This is a genomic window from Streptomyces mayteni, from assembly GCF_054783955.1.
Genome location: NZ_BAAGPR010000014.1, coordinates 58693 through 74704, shown reverse-complemented (window position 1 = coordinate 74704; position 16012 = coordinate 58693). Strand labels below are relative to the sequence as shown.

Genomic DNA, 16012 nt, shown 5'->3' with positions numbered 1-16012 from the left:
GGGGCACCGCGACTGTCGATGACTTTCGCGAGAAACTTTCGGCCAAATAGCGGAGAAAGTTTCTTAGTCGACCGGCTGCCCGAATGTCAGAACGGCGCCCGTGTCGGACGAGGGAGGGCGATCGTGAAGGACAAGCAGCCGGCGGCATGGGGGACATCGGGCAGGGCGTGAGAGGGGCCTCGCGGCGGCCAGTCACCATCGCGTGCATCGCGGAGTCGGCGGGCGTGTCGTGCTCCCGTGACGAAAGTGATCAACGGCAGGTCTGGGGTGTCCGACCACCCCCGGGCGGACGTCGAGGAGTTGATCAACCGACACGGGCACCGCGAGCCGCCGGGATCCCGCACCAACGTCGTGGAGCTCGTCTTCCGCGAGCTGGAGAGCATGTGGGCGGTGAAGAACATCCGCGGCGTCGAGCGGGTGGCGCGCGAGCGCCAGGTCGGCGGGACCGTCTCCGAGTTCGGCCTCCACGACTCGCCCTCCATGACCATGGACGACGCGGTCCGACGCCGCCCGAACTGTGTGCTGTCGGTGGCGCAGCTCCCAGCAGCCGAACGCGAGCAGCTGACCGCGAAGGGCGTTCCGTTCGTCGTCTTCGATCCGACGTCCGAACTCCCCGACGCCGTCCCGTGGACGAATGGGAACCGTTCCGGCTCGTCCTGGTTGTAGAGGTAGGACTTGGGGAACACGCACATGCGGATCTTGTTGAACGGAGCGCTCGACAACGTCTGGAGCGTGCGCTCCTGCAGGTCGTCGTCCTGGTGGGTCCAGGCGTAGGCGGTGGTTCCGGTCGGGACGAAGCGCTCGCCCGTGCGGCGACGACGTGGTCGGGTCGAGGTGGAGAGCCTGACGGCCCACCGTCCACGTCTGTTTCCTTACTTCAGGCCGGTGTTGGCGATGCCCTGGACGAACTGGCGTTGGCAGAGCAGGAAGATGACCAGCACCGGCAGGGTGGTGAGGGTGGCCATGGCCATGATGGGGCCCCAGGGGGCGGCGAAGGACTCGCTGCCCTGGAGGCCGGCGAGGCCGACGGGGAGGGTGAGGTTGTCCTCGCCCTGGAGGACGATCAGCGGCCACAGGAACTCGTTCCACCGGGCCATGAAGGCCAGCACGGTGAGCACGCCGATCAGCGGGCCGCTCAGCGGCAGCACCACCCGCAGGAAGATCCGCAGCTCGCCGGCGCCGTCGATGCGCGCCGCCTCCAGCAGGTCGGTGGGGATGTTGAGCATGAACTGGCGGGCGATGAAGACGGCCGTGGCCTCGGCCGCACCGGGCAGGATGACACCCCAGACGGTGTCGACCAGGCCGAGCTCCACGATGACCAGGAACGAGGGCACCAGGGTGACCTGAATCGGGACCATGATGGTGAGCAGGTAGGCGAAGAAGATCGCGGTGCGGCCTCGGAAGCGGTACTTGGCGAAGGCGAAGCCGGCCAGCAGGCTGACGATCACGGTCAGCACGGTGCCGACGGTGGCGATGAGCAGCGAGTTGACGATCCAGTGCCCGACCGGCAGGGCGCGGAAGACGGCCGTGTAGTTGTCGAGGCTGATGTCGACGGGCCAGAGCCGGAGGTCCTGGCTCTGGGTGAGGGTGCCGCCGGTGAGCGAGGTGGCGACCATCCAGTAGAGCGGGAAGGCGGTGATCAGGGCCGCGATGACGAGCAGGGTCCAGATCGCCCAGGTGCCGCCGTTGCGGCCGCGGTGGTGGCGTGCGGGAGGGGGTGCGGTGCTCATCGGTTGTCCTCGTCGTTCCTGCCGAGGTACCACCGCAGCAGGGTGAAGGTGATCAGCAGGAGGGTGGAGACGACGCCGAGCGCGCTGGCGTAGCCCATCTCGCCGTTGGCGAAGGCGGACCGGTAGATGTACTGGATCAGCACGGTGGTGGCGAAGCCGGGGCCGCCGCCGGTCAGCACGTACAGCAGGTCGAACGCCTGGAGCGAGAAGACGACGTTGACCACGAGCAGGAAGAAGGTGGTCGGGGAGAGTTGGGGCACGACGACGTGCCGGAACCGTTGCCAGGGGCCGGCGCCGTCCAGGCTCGCCGCCTCCAGCAGGCTGTGGGGGATGGACTGGAGGGCGGCGAGGTAGAGCACCATGCAGAAGCCGACCCGGGTCCACAGCACCGCGAGGACCACCGTGACCATGCCCATGTCCGACGAGGTCAGCCACTCCCCGCGGGGCAGGCCGGCGGCGGCCAGCGCGTTGTTGAGGACGCCGTAGTCGCCGTTGAAGATCCAGGCCATCACCATGCCGACGCCGACGCCCGAGGCGACCATGGGGGTGAAGAACACGGTGCGCAGCAGGGCCCGGCCCGGCATGGGGCGGTTGAGCATGAGGGCGAGCAGCAGGCCGATGGCCATCGAGAGCGGGACGGTGGCGGCGGTGAAGACCAGGGTGTTCTCCAGCGCGGTCCAGAACAGCGGGTCGTCGACCATCCGCCGGTAGTTGTCCCCGCCGACGTAGTCGGTCTGGCCGAGCACCGCGCCCTGCTGGGTGCTCATCAGCACGGCGGCGACGATGGGGAACAGTGAGAAGACGCCGAACAGGACCAGGCTGGGGGTCAGGAAGAGGTAGGGGGCGCGGGTGCCGGTGGGGCCGCGGCGCCGCCCGGTTCGCGGGGCGGGCCCGGTGGCCGCGCGCGGGGCGGGTCGCGGCGGGCTGGCGGTCTCAGTTCCTGACATTGCGCAGTCCCTCCGCGATGGCGTCCGCGGTCTGTCTGGCGCTCGCCGAGCCGATGAACATCAGGTCGAGGAAGTCGCCGAGCAGTTGCCGGATCGCCTGGTAGTCGGGGCCGGCCTGTTCCCTGGCCATCTGGGCGGGGACGGTGGAGAGTTGGTCGATGAAGCGCTGCACGAGGTCGGGCCGGTAGGCGTAGCCGACGTCCCTCGCGGTGACGCCGGTATAGGGGGCGATGGCGCCCGACTCCCGGACGCGTGCCAGGGTGCGCTCGGGTTCGCTGGCGAACGCGAGGAAGGCGGCGGCGAGTTCGGGGTTGCGCGAGCTGCGGGTGACGACGTTGACGCTGCCGCTGAGGTTGGTGGCGGCGCCGCGGTCGCGGAAGAGGTAGTCGACCGACCAGTCCTCGTCGGGTATGACGTCCTTCAGGCTGCGGAACTGCGACTCGTGGATCATCAGCCCCACCTGGCCCGTGGTGAAGAGCGAGAAGGCGGTGTCCTCCTGGCTGGCCTTGACGGTGTTGCTCGCCGGGATCAGCTCGTCGGCGTAGAGCCGGCGGGTCCACTCCAGGGCCTCGACGCCCTCCGGATCGCCGATGGCGGGCGTCCTGCCGTCCGCGCGGAAGAGCGAGCCGCCGAACATGTAGAGGACCGGCAGCCAGCGGTTGCCCGAGCTCTCGTTGATGTAACCCCAGGAGAGGCCGTAGGCGCCGGTGACGCGCTTGGCCTCGACGGCGATCTCACGGATCTCCTCGGCTGTCCAGGCGCGTTCGAGGTCGTCCCGGGGTTCGGCGCCGATCTGCCGGAGGATGTCGGTGCGGTAGTAGGTGGCGGCGCAGTTGGTCTCGTGGGGGATGCCGAAGACGCCGCCGTCCTTCTCGACGAGGGCGCGCAACGAGGGCTGGTAGTCGTCGAGGAAACGGTCCGGCAGGTGGGTGGCGATGTCGACGGTGCCGCCGTTGGTGGTGTAGCGGCCCACCGCGGAGACGCCCATGTTGACGATGTCGGGGGCGCGGTCCGCGGCGAGCCGGGTGACCAGCCAGGCGTTGAGGTCGCCGTTGGGGATCGGGGTGAGGTCGATCGTCACGCCGGGGTTGCGGTCCATGAACTCCTGCGCGGCGCGCTGGAAGTGCGGGCCGCCGACCGGGTCGAGCCCGACGGCCCAGGTGATGTGGTCGAGGTCGTCGCCGCGGGCCGAGCAGCCGGCGCCCAGCAGTGCGCGGGTGGCGCCGCCGGCCGCGGCCCGGGGCCGGCCGCGCCTGGTGGGCCCGGCGCGTCCGGCTCTGGTGGGTGGGCGGGGCTCGCGCGCCGGCGGCGCGGCCGAGCCGTGGACAGGGACCATGCGGGTGCCTCCTCGTTGAAGCTGATGGTCTGGTGCGGCGGCGCGGGGCGCCGGCGGTGGCAGCGGTGGGCGGGCGGGTCACGCCAACACGATGGCTTCGAAGAGTCCGAGTGCGGGCAGGGTCAGCGCCTGCTCCCCGTCCTCCTCGGTGAGGGCGGCGTCCGTCCCCGCCACCAGCGCGGTGGCGGTGCGGAAGCTGGCCGGGGCCGGGGCCGGGAAGTGGACGCGGGCGCCGTGCACGGTGACCGGCGCGTGGAAGCGGCGGTCGGACTGGCCGGTGTAGTTGACCAGTTGGAGCAGGGTGCGGCCGTCGCCGGTGGCGGAGAGGATCAGCTCCACGGCTTCCGGCAGTCCTGTGGTGCGCAACGGCACGGCGGCGGGCGTGGTCTCCCGGATGGTGTCGGCGATCAGTGCGCCGAACCGGGAGAGGCCGAAGTCGACGTGGCCGCGGCCGACCGGCCAGGGGAAGTAGACGGTGCGCCCGGCGCCGTGCGTGTGGTGGACGACGCCCGCGTGGTCCAGTGGGAGGTGGCCGTGGCACTTCTCCGGCGGGCCGTAGGGGGCCTGGGAGAGCAGGCGGAGGCGGCCGGTGGCGCCGGGCTTGAGGCGGGTGTGGCGGAACTGGTCGTGCAGGGGCAGCACGTCACGCCCCGACGTCAGGTCGGCGGTGTCCGCGCCGTCGGCGAGGTAGCAGCCGAACATCCGCTCCCGCCCCTGCCGTACGCCCGTCACCGCTTCGATGCCGAGGCAGGCGAGCCCGGTCTGGTCGCCGCCGGCCGGGGCCACGTCGCCGGTGGCGATCACCGTCCCGCCGGCGGCGGCGAAGGCGTCGACGAGGTCCCGCACGCCCGGTTCGCCCAGCGGGGTCTCGGGGAGCACCAACACCCGGTAGCGGGCGGCGCGCTCCGGGGTGCCGAGCAGCGCGGGCAGCGCCTCCTCGGCGACGATGTCGAAGGGGATGTGCTCGCCCAGCAGGGCGAGGTAGCAGCCCCGGTACTCGCGCTCGGCCGGCGCGTCCCAGCCGTCGTCGTGCCAGCCGTGGAAGGCCGGCTTGACGAGGGCGACCGCCGCGCGTGAGGACAACTCGGCGTAGAGCTCGGCGTGGTCGCGGTGGAAGCGCGCGAACCGACTGCCCTCCGCCGCCGCGGCGTTGACCAGCCGTCCCGGCTCGCCCATCAGGTAGGTGGAGGGGTTGGCGCCGCGCGCGACGGCCTGGGCCTGGTAGAGGGCGTAGTGCTCGGGCTCCTCGGAGACCAGCCGGTAGGGCATGTCGACGAAGGTGGCGGCGTTGACCACGACCGGCTTGTCGGGGTGGATGCTGCGCCAGCGGCTGACGGCCTCTCCTGTGCCGTGTATCCAGAGCGGGAGTTGGCGGCCCAGGGCGTTGTTGGCCTCGAAGAAGAGGATGTCGGCGTTGCTGCCGAGGATGAGCGCCACGCTCTGGTCACGGGCCCTGAGGTGGCCGTGGATGCGGGTGGTCAGCCGGTCGATGACGCCGGCGGCGAACGCCTTCCAGGTGGCGTAGTCGGGAGAGTCGGGACCGGCGGGCAGTTCGCGCCCCGGGGCGTACGCGGCGAAGCCGCGGGCGCAGGCGGTGCAGTGGCAGACGCCGTGGTAGACGCGGCTGTAGTCGGCCTCGTTGAAGGAGAGCCAGTTGAGGAAGAAGCCGTCGAGCGGGTAGCGGTCGAGGAGTTCGTCGATGATGTCGAGCGAGCGCTGCTGGTAGTAGTCGCCGCTGGGGCAGACGCTGACCAGCCCCTGGTACTCCTGCCAGTGCCCTCGCGGCCCGACGAAGCACCACTCGGGGTGCTGTTCGGCGATCTCGCGCTGGACCTTGGAGAAGTCGAGCCGCCCGATCAGCCGGACGCCCCGGTCGTGCGCCGCGGCCACCGCCTCGCCGAGCAGGTCGTGCCCAGGGCGGTCGGCGAGGTGGGGGTTACGGCGCTGGTCGGGGCGGTCGGTCGGGTGGAACGCCAGGATGCCGCCCGCGTTGAGCAGCCAGACATCGGCTCCGTGTTCCTCGATGCGATCCAGGGTGGCGGCGACGTCGAGTCCGGCGTCGATCTCGGCGAGATTGGTCTGATACATACGGAAAGGTTGATTCCACCAGGCCGTCAGGTGCGTGGACACCGCGCTCCTCGTACTCGGTTGGGTTGTCTCGGTCGGGGTGCGTCGGCGGGACCGTATGCACGGCAAGATTGTCAGTCAAGTGTTCTGGACATATCTCCTGTCGGAAGTACCAGTCAGGTCAGTGAGGTTGCCCGACGATCCTTCCGATGGCAGGCTGTGCCGCGCCCAACCCCCCAACGCCCAACCCCCAACGCCCAAACCTCAACGCCAGAAAGGCTGGTTCACCATGGAACGGGTCGGAGTCATCGGTCTCGGCGTGATGGGCGGCCCGATGGCCGCCAACCTGGTGCGCGCCGGCTTCGAGGTCACCGGCCACAACCGCTCCCCCGCCGCCGTCGAGCGCCTGGTCGCCGCCGGCGGTCGGGCCGCGACGAGCGTGGCCGAGGTGGTCGAGCGGTCCACCGTCGTGCTGACCGTGCTGCCCGACTCCCCCGACGTGGAGCGGGTCGTGCTCGGCGAGGACGGCGTGCTGGCCCACGCCGCCGAGGGACTGCTGCTGGTCGACTGCTCGACCGTCCGCCCCGGCACATCCACGGCCGTCGCCGCGGCGGCCCGCGACCGCGGCGTCCGCACGCTGGACGCCCCGGTGAGCGGCGGGGAGACCGGCGCCGTCAACGCGACGCTGTCGATCATGGTCGGCGGCGAGGCCCAGGACGTGGCCCGCGCCCGCCCGGTGCTCCAGGCCCTGGGCACCACCGTCGTCCACGTCGGCGGCCACGGCGCCGGGCAGACCGTCAAGGCCGCCAACCAACTGCTGGTGGGCGGGATATCGGGGCTGCTCGCCGAGGCGATCGTGCTGATCGAGCGCAGCGGCATCGACCCCGGGCCCGCCCTCGCGGTGCTCGCCGGCGGCCTGGCCGGCAACCGGTTCCTCGACGTGAAGGCCGACGGCATGCTCCGCCGGGACTTCACCCCCGGCTTCCGCTCCGAACTACACCTCAAGGACCTCGGGATCGCGCTGGCCGCGGCCCGGGAGGCGGGCGTCGCGCTGCCGATGACCGGGCTCGTCGCCCAACTCTTCGCCGCCCTGGTCGCCCAGGGGCACGGCGGCCAGGACCACTCGGCCACGCTGGCGCTGGTCGAGGGCCTGAGCGGTGGCCCGGCAGGCGCCGAGCGCGGGCGACGAGAAACGACTGCCCAGTAAACCTGTGCGACAATGTGACCCATGTCTGACCACGCGGAGCGCTTCGTTCTCAAGCCCGCGTCGTTGACGGACGCCCTGTTCGACTCCCTGCGCAAGCGCATCGTCAACGGCCAGATCGCGCCCGGCGAGAAGCTGACCGAGGCCCGGGTCGCCACCGAGTACTCCGTCGCCCGCCCGACGGCCAAGGCCTGCCTGGAACGGCTGATCGCCCGGGGGCTGTTGCGCAGGTCGGCGCACAAGTCGGCAGTCGTTCCCGAACTGTCGGCCCAGGAGATCCTGGACCTCTTCCTGGGCCGCGAGGCGGTCGAGAGCTTCGCCGTCACCACACTCGCCACCCGGGGCACGCCCGTCCCCCCAGACGCGGTGGAGTCGCAGCGACTCATCGAACGCGCGGTCCGCGACCTGGACTTCCCCGCCCAGGTCGAGTCCGACATCCTGTTCCACTCCGCCTTGGTCGCGGCCACCGGCAGCACCTACCTGACCAAGATGCACGACCTCATCATGGGAGAGGTCCAGCTCACGATGGGACAGGCCCAGGCCCACAAGGCCACCCACCCCAGCAACATCGAGCGCGAACACGCCGCGATCCTGGCCGGCATCGAGGCCGGCGCCCCCGAGGCGGCACACGAGGCCCTGCTGCTCCACCTGCACGCCGCCCGCGACCGACTCGTCGCCAACCTCGGCTCTCCCGCCTGAGCGTGGCGCCCGCCGTCTGATCGCGTTCACTTGCCGGATGCCGAGGTCAGGTCCTTGAGGCGGATGCTCCGCCAGCGGCACCGCGCTCCCCTGCCCCAGCGTGCTTCGCCGAACAGGGCGTCGTTGTCGTGGACTTCGAACGCGATGTGGCCCCGCGGCCCGAGTGTGTTGAGCACCGCCCGTGGGTCGTAGCCGGGCGAGTCGAGGGTGGCGGTGTCGAGTTCGGCGATCTTCAGCCCATTCACCCAGGTCGTGATGGTGGGCAGGGCGCCGACGCAACGGATCCGCAGTTCGTTCCAGTCGCCCCACCGCCACACCCGCAGGAAGTCCTCCACCTTGGCGGCGTAGCTCAGGCGCGCGATCTTCTCCGGGGTGACGGGCTCCGCGGAGGTGGCGGGGTCGTCGGCGGCCAGGCCGATCGGCGTGCCGGTCTCGTCCTGGACCGACACGACGGCGAACGGCACCGCGGAGAAGCTCGCCAGGCCATTGCCGAAGAACCCGCCGATGCCGCCGGACTCGCGGTGGTCGAGCAGCACCTGGAAACCCTCCCAGGTGTCCGGCCTGCGGCGCAGCATGATCCCGGTGTCGGCAGGCCAGTCGGGGCGCGCCTCGACGACGAGCTCGAAGTCGCCGAAGGTCTCGTCGCTGACGAGGTAGCCGCCGTAGCCACAGCCCGGCCGCTCCTGCTCGCCCACGATGTGACCGTCCTCGACTCGCCACACGGCGGGGTGCTTCTCCGGCTCGACGGGCGGTTCGACGCCGAGTTCGGCGAACACCTCGGCGACGTCGGGACCGCCGGGGTACACGGTGCCGTAGACCCGAGGGACCGGATGCCAGCCGTCGAGAGTCAGCCCGTCGAACAGGTCCTCGAACCCCGCGTCGTCGAACGTCTCGATGTCACTCACAGCGGAACCTCGTCTCCGGTCAGGTGGGCGTGCGGCACGACGCGTGCCCCGCCGCCCGCTGGGCCGATCGTCGTCCAAGCGCCGGACGCGGCGCCGCGCAGCAGGGCGTCGACGATCTCGACGGATCGCAGCCCGTCGTCGACCGTCGGCAGCCCTTCGCGTTCCTCGCCGCGCACCGCGGCGTAGGTGTCGGCGCAAAAGGCGGCGAACGCGTCGGGCCAGCCCTGCGGATGTCCCGGCGGCACCCGGTTGAGGCGGGCCTGGTCGAGGGCGACGTCGCCCTCGCCGCGCCGGAGGACGGTGGCGCCGTGCTCGGTTCCGAACCACACGGACTCGGGCTGCTCCTGGTCGAACACGGCCGACTTCAGCGACCCGTCGAGCTCGAGCCACAGTCGGTTCTTCCGCCCGGCGGAGACCTGGGAGACGACGGTGTTGGCGAGCGCGCCCCGCTCAGTGCGGAACGTCGCCACCGCGACGTCCTCGGTCTCCACGGGCACCCGCTCGCCGTGCGCGTCGCCGCTGAAGGACGGGCCGGCGGCGACGGGCCGGGTCGGGTGGACGATCGAGGTGCTGGCGGAGACGGTGGCGAACCGCTCGCCGGAGACGAACTCGGCCAGGTCCGCCCAGTGCGAACCGATGTCGGCGAACGCGCGCGAGGCGCCGCCGGTTCTCGGGTCGACGCGCCAGGTCGACGCGTCGGGCGAGAGCAGCCAGTCCTGGAGGTAGGAGCCGTGCACGAGCAGCATCTCGCCCAACTCGCCGGAGCGCCGGCGGTCGCGGATCTCCCGGACCAGCGGGTGGTACCGGTACACGTACGGCACTGTCGCGACCGTGCCGGCCGCCCGGACGGCCGCCGCCAGCTCACGGGCGTCGGCCAGATCGGTGGCGACGGGCTTCTCGACGACCATGTGCAGGCCGGCCTCCACCACGGCCCGCGCGTAGTCGACGTGCGTGTCGTTGGGGGTGCAGATGTGCACGACGTCCGGACGCGCCGCCAACAGCTCGGCCAGGCTGGGGTACCCGGCCGGGACGCCCCACCGCGCGGCGGCCTCCCGCGACCTCTCGGGGAGGGAACCGAGCACGCCGATCACCGCGGCGCCGGCGTCGCGAGCGGCGCGCAGGTGCGCCGCCGCGATCATGCCGGTTCCGATGATCGCCACCCGCGGCGTTGCGGCGCCGGCCGTCACGAGGCGTCCCCGGCCGTCCCGGCGAAGTACGGGTGCTGCCGCAGGAACGCCAGCGAGGCGGCGCTGCTCGCGGTCGGGGTTGGGAGGTTGGGCACGTCCACCTCGATGACGAACCAGCCGTCGAAGTCCTCGGGGAGCGCGGCGAGGACGGCGTCGAAGTCGATCGCCCCGCGCCCCGGCTCGGTCCACACCTTCGACGTTCCGGTGGCGGTGGCGTAGTCCTCGTCACGCTCCCGTGCGGCGTCGGCCGCGACGGAGTCGACGTCTTTGAGGTGCACGTTCAACACCCGGTCCGCGTAGTCGCCGACGAGCTTCTCGGGCACGGCGCCGGCCCACCGCAGGTGGCCGGTGTCAGGCCCGAACCCCAGGGCGCTGCCGGCGGTGGCGTCCAGCACGGCGCGCACCTCCCGCTCGATCTCGACCGCGGTGCCGACGTGGGGGTGCAGCCCGTACCGCACGCCCTCGGTGGCGGCCGCCTCCGCCGCAGCCGCGAGTCCTTCGGCCACCACGAGCGTCCGGTCCGGGTCATGTCCCGTGCCAACGGCCGGTCGCGCCATGCGGTCGGGCAGCAGGTCGGCGGCGATGAAGGCGCTGTCCACCCCGAGTTCGAGGTGCGCCCGCGCGTGCCGTCTGATCGCCTCGACTGCCTCGCCGTGGCGGTCGCGCTCGTGGAAGGGCGCGGAGAAGTATCCGGGTGCTGGCGCGAGCGAGTGCTGGGCGAGCAGCGCGCCGTACTCGGTCGGGGAGATCTCTGGCGGCAGCTCGATCGTCAGGTGGGTGAACCCGACCTCGGAGAGCGCGGCCATCGCCTCGTCCAGGACGGCGCGGTCCAGCCGGTAGCCGCCGTCGCCGAGGATCCACGGCAACGGGTTGATGGCCGTGCGGTGTTCCAGGGGCATCGGTGTCTCCTTCTCTGTCACTCGGCCACCGGCTCGTTCCGCCGCTGGATGGGGTAGTCGACGAAGGCGAACGCGGATCCGTCCGGGGCCCAGCTGGGCACGTTGATCGTGCCCTGCCCACCGTGGAGGGCGACCAGCGTGGTGGGCTCGCGCCAGGCGCCGACCGTCACCAGCCGCAGCTCGACCGGCAGGTCCGGCGGATGCCCGGTGGTGCCCGGCGGATAGCTGAGATAGACGGCGACGTCGCCGGTGGGCGCGACGTGCGGGAACCAGTTCACGCGTTCGTCGAAGGTGAGTTGCGCGAGTTCCGTCCCGTCCGGCCGGACCCGGGCGAGCTGGGCGTGGCCCGGCGTCTGCGAGAACTGCTCGGTGTTGAACACGATCCACTCGCCGTCCGGCGTCCAGGCGCACCCGTCGGCCGGTCCAGGATCGGTGGTGACGGCGACGTCGTCGCGTCCGTCGACGCCGACGGTGTGGATGGTGGCCGACGCCCACCAGTTGTCGCCCTCGGGGTCGAGGCGGACGTAGCCGAGGCGCTGCCCGTCGGGGCTGACGCCGTGCAGGAAGTGCATCCCGCCGTCGTCGGCGGTGACGCGGCGGGCGACGCCTCCGGAGAGTGGGACCTCCCAGATGTGCCAGTCGTTGGCCGAGGCGAACACGCTTGCCCCGCCGGGGGCGAGAACGTGGTCGTTGTTGACGTCCGGCAGCCCCGCTGTGACGACCGGCCGGGGCGGGGCGGAGCCGTCGACGGGGAGTAGCCAGAGCCTCCCGTCCCCGTTGACCAGCAACTGGCCGTCGGGGGTCCAGTTCGGCGCCTCGTAGAGGCGGTCCTGGGACTCGAACACCGTGCGCACAGCCCTGGTCGCGCGGTCCCAGACCCGGATGCGAGCGAGCTGACCGTCCCCCAACCGCCTGAAGGGCACCTGCTCGCTCATGCGTTGTCTCCTTCGGCGAGGAAGGCGCGAACGCCCGCCACGATCAGGTCGTGATCCTCCAGCGAGGCCAGCCCCGAGGCGGTGGCGGCCGCGACAACCCCCGCACCCCGCACCCGGATCGGGAACGACCCGCCGGTCACCGCGTACTCGGCGCCCAACCAACCGGCCGCGACCGGGTCGACGCCCGCGGCGGACAGTCGGGCGTCCACCAGCGCGCTACTGGCTTCCATGCGCAGGACGACCGCGGCCTTCCGCGCGATCCAGGTCTCCTGGTCGGGAGTGATACCCGGCAGGGCGGCACGGAACATGATCAGTCCCGGTCGCCGGATGTCGATGCCGACCTGGTGGCCGGCCCCCCGCGCGATGGTGGTGATGCGGGTGCCGAGACGCCACGCGTCGTCGTGGTCGAAGGCGTCGAACACCAGCTCCCGCTCCTGGCGTTCCAACGTGGTGATGAGGTCGGTCACGGAAGGTCCCTCCGAGTGGCGGTGGTCAGAACGCGGCGAGCTGCGCTCGTGCCTGGTCGATGGTGGCGAGGATCGACACGGTCTCGTCCAGCGTGTGCACCGGGGACTCGACGCGGCCCTCGCCGACGAACCGGGCCAGCGCCGTGGCCTCCCACGACAACCCGCCAAAAAGCCGCAGCCCCGTCGAATCACTCCAGACGAGCGCCCCACCCGACGGGTCGCCGCTCGGCGAGAACGTGAAGGACGTTGGGACGTAGAAGCTGCCGTCGATGGTGATCGCCCCCTCGGACCCAGCGATCACGGCAGTCATCGGGGTGCGCGTGAGGATCGACGAGTACAGCGTCGACTGCGCGCCGTCCCCGTGGGTGAGGACCAGCGTCGAGTACGCGTCCACGCCCGTCTCCGTCATGCCGCCCACGGCGACGACGCGGGTCGGCGCGCCGAGCACCATCGAGGAGAACTGCACCGGATAGATGCCCAGATCCAGCAGCGCCCCGCCGCCGAGCTCGGGCCGGTGGAGGCGGTGCCCGGGGTCCGCCGTGATGGCCTGCCCGTGGTCGGCGAACACGGCACGTACCTCCCCGAGGGCGCCGTCCGCGAGAAGCCGACGGATCACTGATGCCTGGGGCAGGTAGCGGCTCCACATCGCCTCCATCACCAGCACCCCTGCCGAGCGGGCCGCGTCGGCCAACTTCCGTGCTTCGGCGGCGGTCACCGTGATCGGCTTCTCGATCAGCGCGTGCTTGCCCGCCGCGATCGCCGCCAGCCCGATGTCGAGGTGCTCGCTCTGCGGGGTCGCGACGTAGACGACGTCGACCTCCGGATGGGTCACCAACTGTTCGGTGGAGCCCAGCGCGTGCTCGATGCCGTGCTCGGCGGCGAACCTCTCCGCCCGTTCGCGCGAGCGGGAGGAGACGGCCACCACGCGCTGCGCGGTGTGGGAGCGCAGCGCCGCCGCGAACTCGCCCGCGATCCACCCCGGTCCGACGATGCCCCACCGGAGCGAGGGGTCTCCCGTGCCAGGCAGATAGAGCTCGGGTTCCGGCAGTCGAGAAGGCGGCATGTCGCTGCTCCTGTTCAACTCATTGTCGAGTCAGTTAGCACGAGCTAAAGTCTGGCCAGCGCTCAGCTTAGCACGAGCTAAATAGGCCGGATCTGCTGTGCCGGGCGTTCGCACACGACTCAAGGAGGCGTCGATGTCGACAGAATCGCCGGCACGCCCGCTCACGTCCCCGGTCCCCCCACGCCCTGTCCGCACCTGGTACATCGCTGCCCTCGGGGTAGCGCAGTTCGGGATCTTCGTGGCGATCCTCTCGCCGGTGTTCGTGAGCATGCAGCTCAAGGCGCAGGATCTGAATCCGGACGACCCCGCGGCCGTCATCGGCGTCGTGCTGCCCGTCGGCGCCATCGGCGCTCTTATCGGGAACCCGCTGTTCGGAGCGTTGAGCGACGCGACGCGGACGCGCTGGGGGCGCCGCAAGCCCTGGCTGCTGGGCGGCATCGTGGCACTGCTCGCCGGCCTGGCCTGGGTCTCCGTGAGCACGAGCGTGTTGATGCTGACCGTCGCCTGGTTGTTCTGCCAACTCGCGTCGAACGCCGCGTTCGCCGCGCTGATCGCGAGCTTCGCGGACAACGTCCCCGAAGCGCAGCGCGGCCGGGCGTCCGGCGTCATCGCCCTCGCGCAGAACGTCTCGATCCTCGCCGGCACCTACGGCGCGGTCCTGCTCGTCGAGAACCTGCCCGTCCTGTTCGTGGCGCCCGGCGTCATCGGCGTCGCCTGCGTCGTCGGCTACGTGCTCGTCACACCCGACCGCCTGCCGGAGACACCGGTCGAGCCGCTCTCCCCGCGTCAGGTCCTGGGTACCTTCTGGACGAACCCCGTCGCGCACCGGGACTTCGGCCTGGTCTGGTTGTCACGGTTCTTCGTGATCCTGGCGACCTTCATGTTCACCACGTACCGGCTGCTGTACATGCAGGACCACCTCGGCCTCGACGAGAACGACGCGGTCGCCGCGGTCGCCAATGGCGTGCTCTTGTACACGATCGCCCTGCTCGTCGGCTCCGCCTTCTCCGGCTGGCTGTCCGACCGGCTCCGCCGCCGCAAGATCTTCGTGGGCGGCTCCACCCTCGTGTTCGGCGCCGGCCTGGTCGTTCTCGCCCTCGCCGACAGCGTGGCCGTGTTCTACCTCGCCGAGATCGTCATGGGCCTGGCCTTCGGTATCTACTCGGCCGTCGATGTCGCGCTGGTCGTCGATGTCCTTCCGGACCCGGAGAAGCCGGGCAAGGATCTCGGCGTCTTCAACATCGCCAGCTCCCTGCCGCAGTCCCTGGCCCCGGCCCTCGGGCTCGTGCTGTTGGGCGTCGGCGGCGGCGACAACTACCCCGTACTGCTCTGGGGCGCGGGCGTCGTCGCCGTCATCGGGGCCGCCGTCATCGTTCCCATCCGCGGCGTCCGCTGACCCCTGGCCGTCGCCGAGGCCGGGACGTGACGGCGCACCAGCCCGTCACGCCCCGGCCCTGACGGGCCCCGTCGACTCGCGAACCACGAGCTCGGTACGCGTCGCGGTCACCCGGCGGGGCCCCTCGTCGCTCTCGATCCGTTCCACCGCCGATGCCAGGGTCGCCTCGACGGTCGCCTCGACGTCCTGCCGGACGGACGTCAGCCGGTGGTACGACAGTGACGCCAGGTAGCTGTCGTCGAAGCCGACCACGGAGATCTCCTCGGGCACCCGCACATCCGACCGCGCGAACACCGCCAACACGCCCACCGCGCACTGGTCGCCGCAGCACACCACGGCGGTCGGACGCTCGTCGCGCTCGAGGAGTTGGCGAGCCGCGCCGGCGCCGCCCTCCTCCGAGAAGTCGCTGGAGAGCACCTCGATCCGCTCCACCAGGCCGAACGCGGCCATCGCGGCACGGTACGCCTCGGCGCGGTCCCGGCCCACGTTCCCGCCGAGCCCGCCAACGTAGACGATGTCGCGGTGCCCGAGCCCGACGAGGTGCTCGACCGCGCGATGAAGGCCCTCGACCTCGTCCACGTGGACGTTGTCCACCTCCGGCGTTCGCACCCACTCCCCCAGCCACACCACGGGAACCAGATCGCACGCCTCGGCCAGGGCGTTCGACGCCGCATCCGGGTTGAACGCGACCAGCGCCTCCACCCGTTCCTCCATCAACTGGGCGACGACGACGTCCGTCGGCCGCTCGACGGTCGTCGGGCCGAGCGCCACACCCAGCCCCCGCTCCGCGGCGCGGACGAACAGCCGCTCCACGAAACGGACCTGGAAGGGATTGCGCATCTCGAACACGACACCGATCAGCCGCGTCCGGTTCTGGCGCAGCAGGCGCGCCGAGGCGTTGGGCCGGTAGCCGAGTTCGCTCGCCGCCGCGAGGATGCGTTCTCTCGACTCCGCACTCGGGCCGGAAACGTCCCGCATCACCAGCGACACCAGCTGACGCGACACCCCGACGTGGTCGGCGATGTCCTGCATCGTCGGCAGCCGGCCAGACTTCCTGCTGCTCCTTCGCGCCCGCGCGTCTCCCACGTCGGTCGTCATGCGCTCAGTCTCGCACGCACCATCAGCGGGGACGCGGCCCCGGTTTCGGGCCCCCAAGCCCTCGGCTCGAACGGCGATG

15 protein-coding genes are annotated in these 16012 nt (G+C 71.4%); 4 read left to right on the top strand and 11 right to left on the bottom strand.

The genetic code is table 11. The features are described from left to right. The first annotated feature begins 237 nt into the window (after positions 1 to 237). Positions 238 to 666 carry a hypothetical protein gene (locus tag ACYVPE_RS09515; protein ID WP_461033016.1) on the top strand — a complete coding sequence of 143 codons (429 nt, stop codon included), beginning with the start codon at positions 238 to 240 and terminating at the stop codon, positions 664 to 666. Positions 667 to 872: 206 nt separating this feature from the next. Here the strand turns inward: ACYVPE_RS09515 and ACYVPE_RS09510 are convergent, their stop codons facing one another. The 4 genes from ACYVPE_RS09510 to ACYVPE_RS09495 form a co-directional block, all read right to left on the bottom strand. Further along, positions 873 to 1730, bottom strand: a complete 858-nt coding sequence (locus ACYVPE_RS09510) for a carbohydrate ABC transporter permease (protein WP_461033015.1) — start codon at positions 1728 to 1730, stop codon at positions 873 to 875. Beyond that, complete coding sequence (locus tag ACYVPE_RS09505; protein ID WP_461033014.1) at positions 1727 to 2677, bottom strand: carbohydrate ABC transporter permease; 951 nt, start codon at positions 2675 to 2677, stop codon at positions 1727 to 1729. Before ACYVPE_RS09505 ends, ACYVPE_RS09510 begins: the two co-directional genes overlap by 4 nt. Further along, a complete protein-coding gene (locus ACYVPE_RS09500) occupies positions 2664 to 4013 on the bottom strand; it encodes an ABC transporter substrate-binding protein (RefSeq protein ID WP_461033013.1) in 1350 nt (449 codons plus the stop codon). Before ACYVPE_RS09500 ends, ACYVPE_RS09505 begins: the two co-directional genes overlap by 14 nt. A 78-nt stretch (positions 4014 to 4091) precedes the next feature. Next, positions 4092 to 6101: a hypothetical protein gene (locus ACYVPE_RS09495; protein WP_461033012.1), complete on the bottom strand. Its 2010-nt coding sequence runs from the start codon at positions 6099 to 6101 to the stop codon at positions 4092 to 4094. Between the two features lie 268 nt (positions 6102 to 6369). Here ACYVPE_RS09495 and ACYVPE_RS09490 point away from each other — a divergent pair, with 268 nt between their 5' ends. Then, positions 6370 to 7287, top strand: a complete 918-nt coding sequence (locus ACYVPE_RS09490) for an NAD(P)-dependent oxidoreductase (RefSeq protein ID WP_461033011.1) — start codon at positions 6370 to 6372, stop codon at positions 7285 to 7287. Positions 7288 to 7308: 21 nt separating this feature from the next. Then, positions 7309 to 7983, top strand: a complete 675-nt coding sequence (locus ACYVPE_RS09485; RefSeq protein WP_461033010.1) for a GntR family transcriptional regulator — start codon at positions 7309 to 7311, stop codon at positions 7981 to 7983. A gap of 26 nt (positions 7984 to 8009) precedes the next feature. Here the strand turns inward: ACYVPE_RS09485 and ACYVPE_RS09480 are convergent, their stop codons facing one another. Genes ACYVPE_RS09480 through ACYVPE_RS09455 form a run of 6 tightly spaced genes read right to left on the bottom strand, consistent with a single transcriptional unit; the run spans position 8010 to position 13439 of the window. After that, on the bottom strand, positions 8010 to 8888 hold the full coding sequence (locus ACYVPE_RS09480) for a 3-keto-disaccharide hydrolase (protein WP_461033009.1): 879 nt from the start codon (positions 8886 to 8888) through the stop codon (positions 8010 to 8012). Next, complete coding sequence (locus ACYVPE_RS09475) at positions 8885 to 10048, bottom strand: Gfo/Idh/MocA family protein (protein ID WP_461033008.1); 1164 nt, start codon at positions 10046 to 10048, stop codon at positions 8885 to 8887. The genes ACYVPE_RS09480 and ACYVPE_RS09475 overlap by 4 nt, the downstream gene beginning before the upstream one ends. A gap of 23 nt (positions 10049 to 10071) precedes the next feature. Then, a complete protein-coding gene (locus ACYVPE_RS09470) occupies positions 10072 to 10974 on the bottom strand; it encodes a sugar phosphate isomerase/epimerase family protein (protein WP_461033007.1) in 903 nt (300 codons plus the stop codon). Positions 10975 to 10991: 17 nt separating this feature from the next. Continuing rightward, positions 10992 to 11909 (bottom strand): hypothetical protein, encoded by a 918-nt coding sequence (locus ACYVPE_RS09465; protein WP_461033006.1) that lies wholly within the window; start codon positions 11907 to 11909, stop codon positions 10992 to 10994. Next, on the bottom strand, positions 11906 to 12376 hold the full coding sequence (locus ACYVPE_RS09460) for a heme-degrading domain-containing protein (protein WP_461033005.1): 471 nt from the start codon (positions 12374 to 12376) through the stop codon (positions 11906 to 11908). The genes ACYVPE_RS09465 and ACYVPE_RS09460 overlap by 4 nt, the downstream gene beginning before the upstream one ends. A gap of 25 nt (positions 12377 to 12401) precedes the next feature. Beyond that, the gene (locus tag ACYVPE_RS09455; protein ID WP_461033004.1) at positions 12402 to 13439 is read right to left on the bottom strand and encodes a Gfo/Idh/MocA family protein; all 1038 of its coding nucleotides are present in this window, start codon (positions 13437 to 13439) and stop codon (positions 12402 to 12404) included. A gap of 133 nt (positions 13440 to 13572) precedes the next feature. On the opposite strand from ACYVPE_RS09455, the gene ACYVPE_RS09450 reads away from it, so the two are divergent. Further along, a complete protein-coding gene (locus ACYVPE_RS09450) occupies positions 13573 to 14835 on the top strand; it encodes an MFS transporter (RefSeq protein WP_461033003.1) in 1263 nt (420 codons plus the stop codon). 45 nt (positions 14836 to 14880) lie between these two features. On the opposite strand, the gene ACYVPE_RS09445 is transcribed toward ACYVPE_RS09450, so the two are convergent. Further along, positions 14881 to 15933, bottom strand: coding sequence for a LacI family DNA-binding transcriptional regulator (locus ACYVPE_RS09445; protein ID WP_461033002.1), 1053 nt, complete (start codon positions 15931 to 15933; stop codon positions 14881 to 14883). Between the last annotated feature and the right edge of the window lie 79 nt (positions 15934 to 16012).

What these genes read in the sequence shown, in the direction of transcription:
- ACYVPE_RS09445 (WP_461033002.1), bottom strand. Translation starts at nt 15,933, where the DNA reads ATGACGACCGACGTGGGAGACGCGCGGGCGCGAAGGAGCAGCAGGAAG.
- ACYVPE_RS09490 (WP_461033011.1), top strand. Translation starts at nt 6,370, where the DNA reads ATGGAACGGGTCGGAGTCATCGGTCTCGGCGTGATGGGCGGCCCGATG.
- ACYVPE_RS09465 (WP_461033006.1), bottom strand. Translation starts at nt 11,909, where the DNA reads ATGAGCGAGCAGGTGCCCTTCAGGCGGTTGGGGGACGGTCAGCTCGCT.
- ACYVPE_RS09505 (WP_461033014.1), bottom strand. Translation starts at nt 2,677, where the DNA reads ATGTCAGGAACTGAGACCGCCAGCCCGCCGCGACCCGCCCCGCGCGCG.
- ACYVPE_RS09495 (WP_461033012.1), bottom strand. Translation starts at nt 6,101, where the DNA reads ATGTATCAGACCAATCTCGCCGAGATCGACGCCGGACTCGACGTCGCC.
- ACYVPE_RS09450 (WP_461033003.1), top strand. Translation starts at nt 13,573, where the DNA reads ATGTCGACAGAATCGCCGGCACGCCCGCTCACGTCCCCGGTCCCCCCA.
- ACYVPE_RS09470 (WP_461033007.1), bottom strand. Translation starts at nt 10,974, where the DNA reads ATGCCCCTGGAACACCGCACGGCCATCAACCCGTTGCCGTGGATCCTC.
- ACYVPE_RS09455 (WP_461033004.1), bottom strand. Translation starts at nt 13,439, where the DNA reads ATGCCGCCTTCTCGACTGCCGGAACCCGAGCTCTATCTGCCTGGCACG.
- ACYVPE_RS09485 (WP_461033010.1), top strand. Translation starts at nt 7,309, where the DNA reads ATGTCTGACCACGCGGAGCGCTTCGTTCTCAAGCCCGCGTCGTTGACG.
- ACYVPE_RS09500 (WP_461033013.1), bottom strand. Translation starts at nt 4,013, where the DNA reads ATGGTCCCTGTCCACGGCTCGGCCGCGCCGCCGGCGCGCGAGCCCCGC.
- ACYVPE_RS09510 (WP_461033015.1), bottom strand. Translation starts at nt 1,730, where the DNA reads ATGAGCACCGCACCCCCTCCCGCACGCCACCACCGCGGCCGCAACGGC.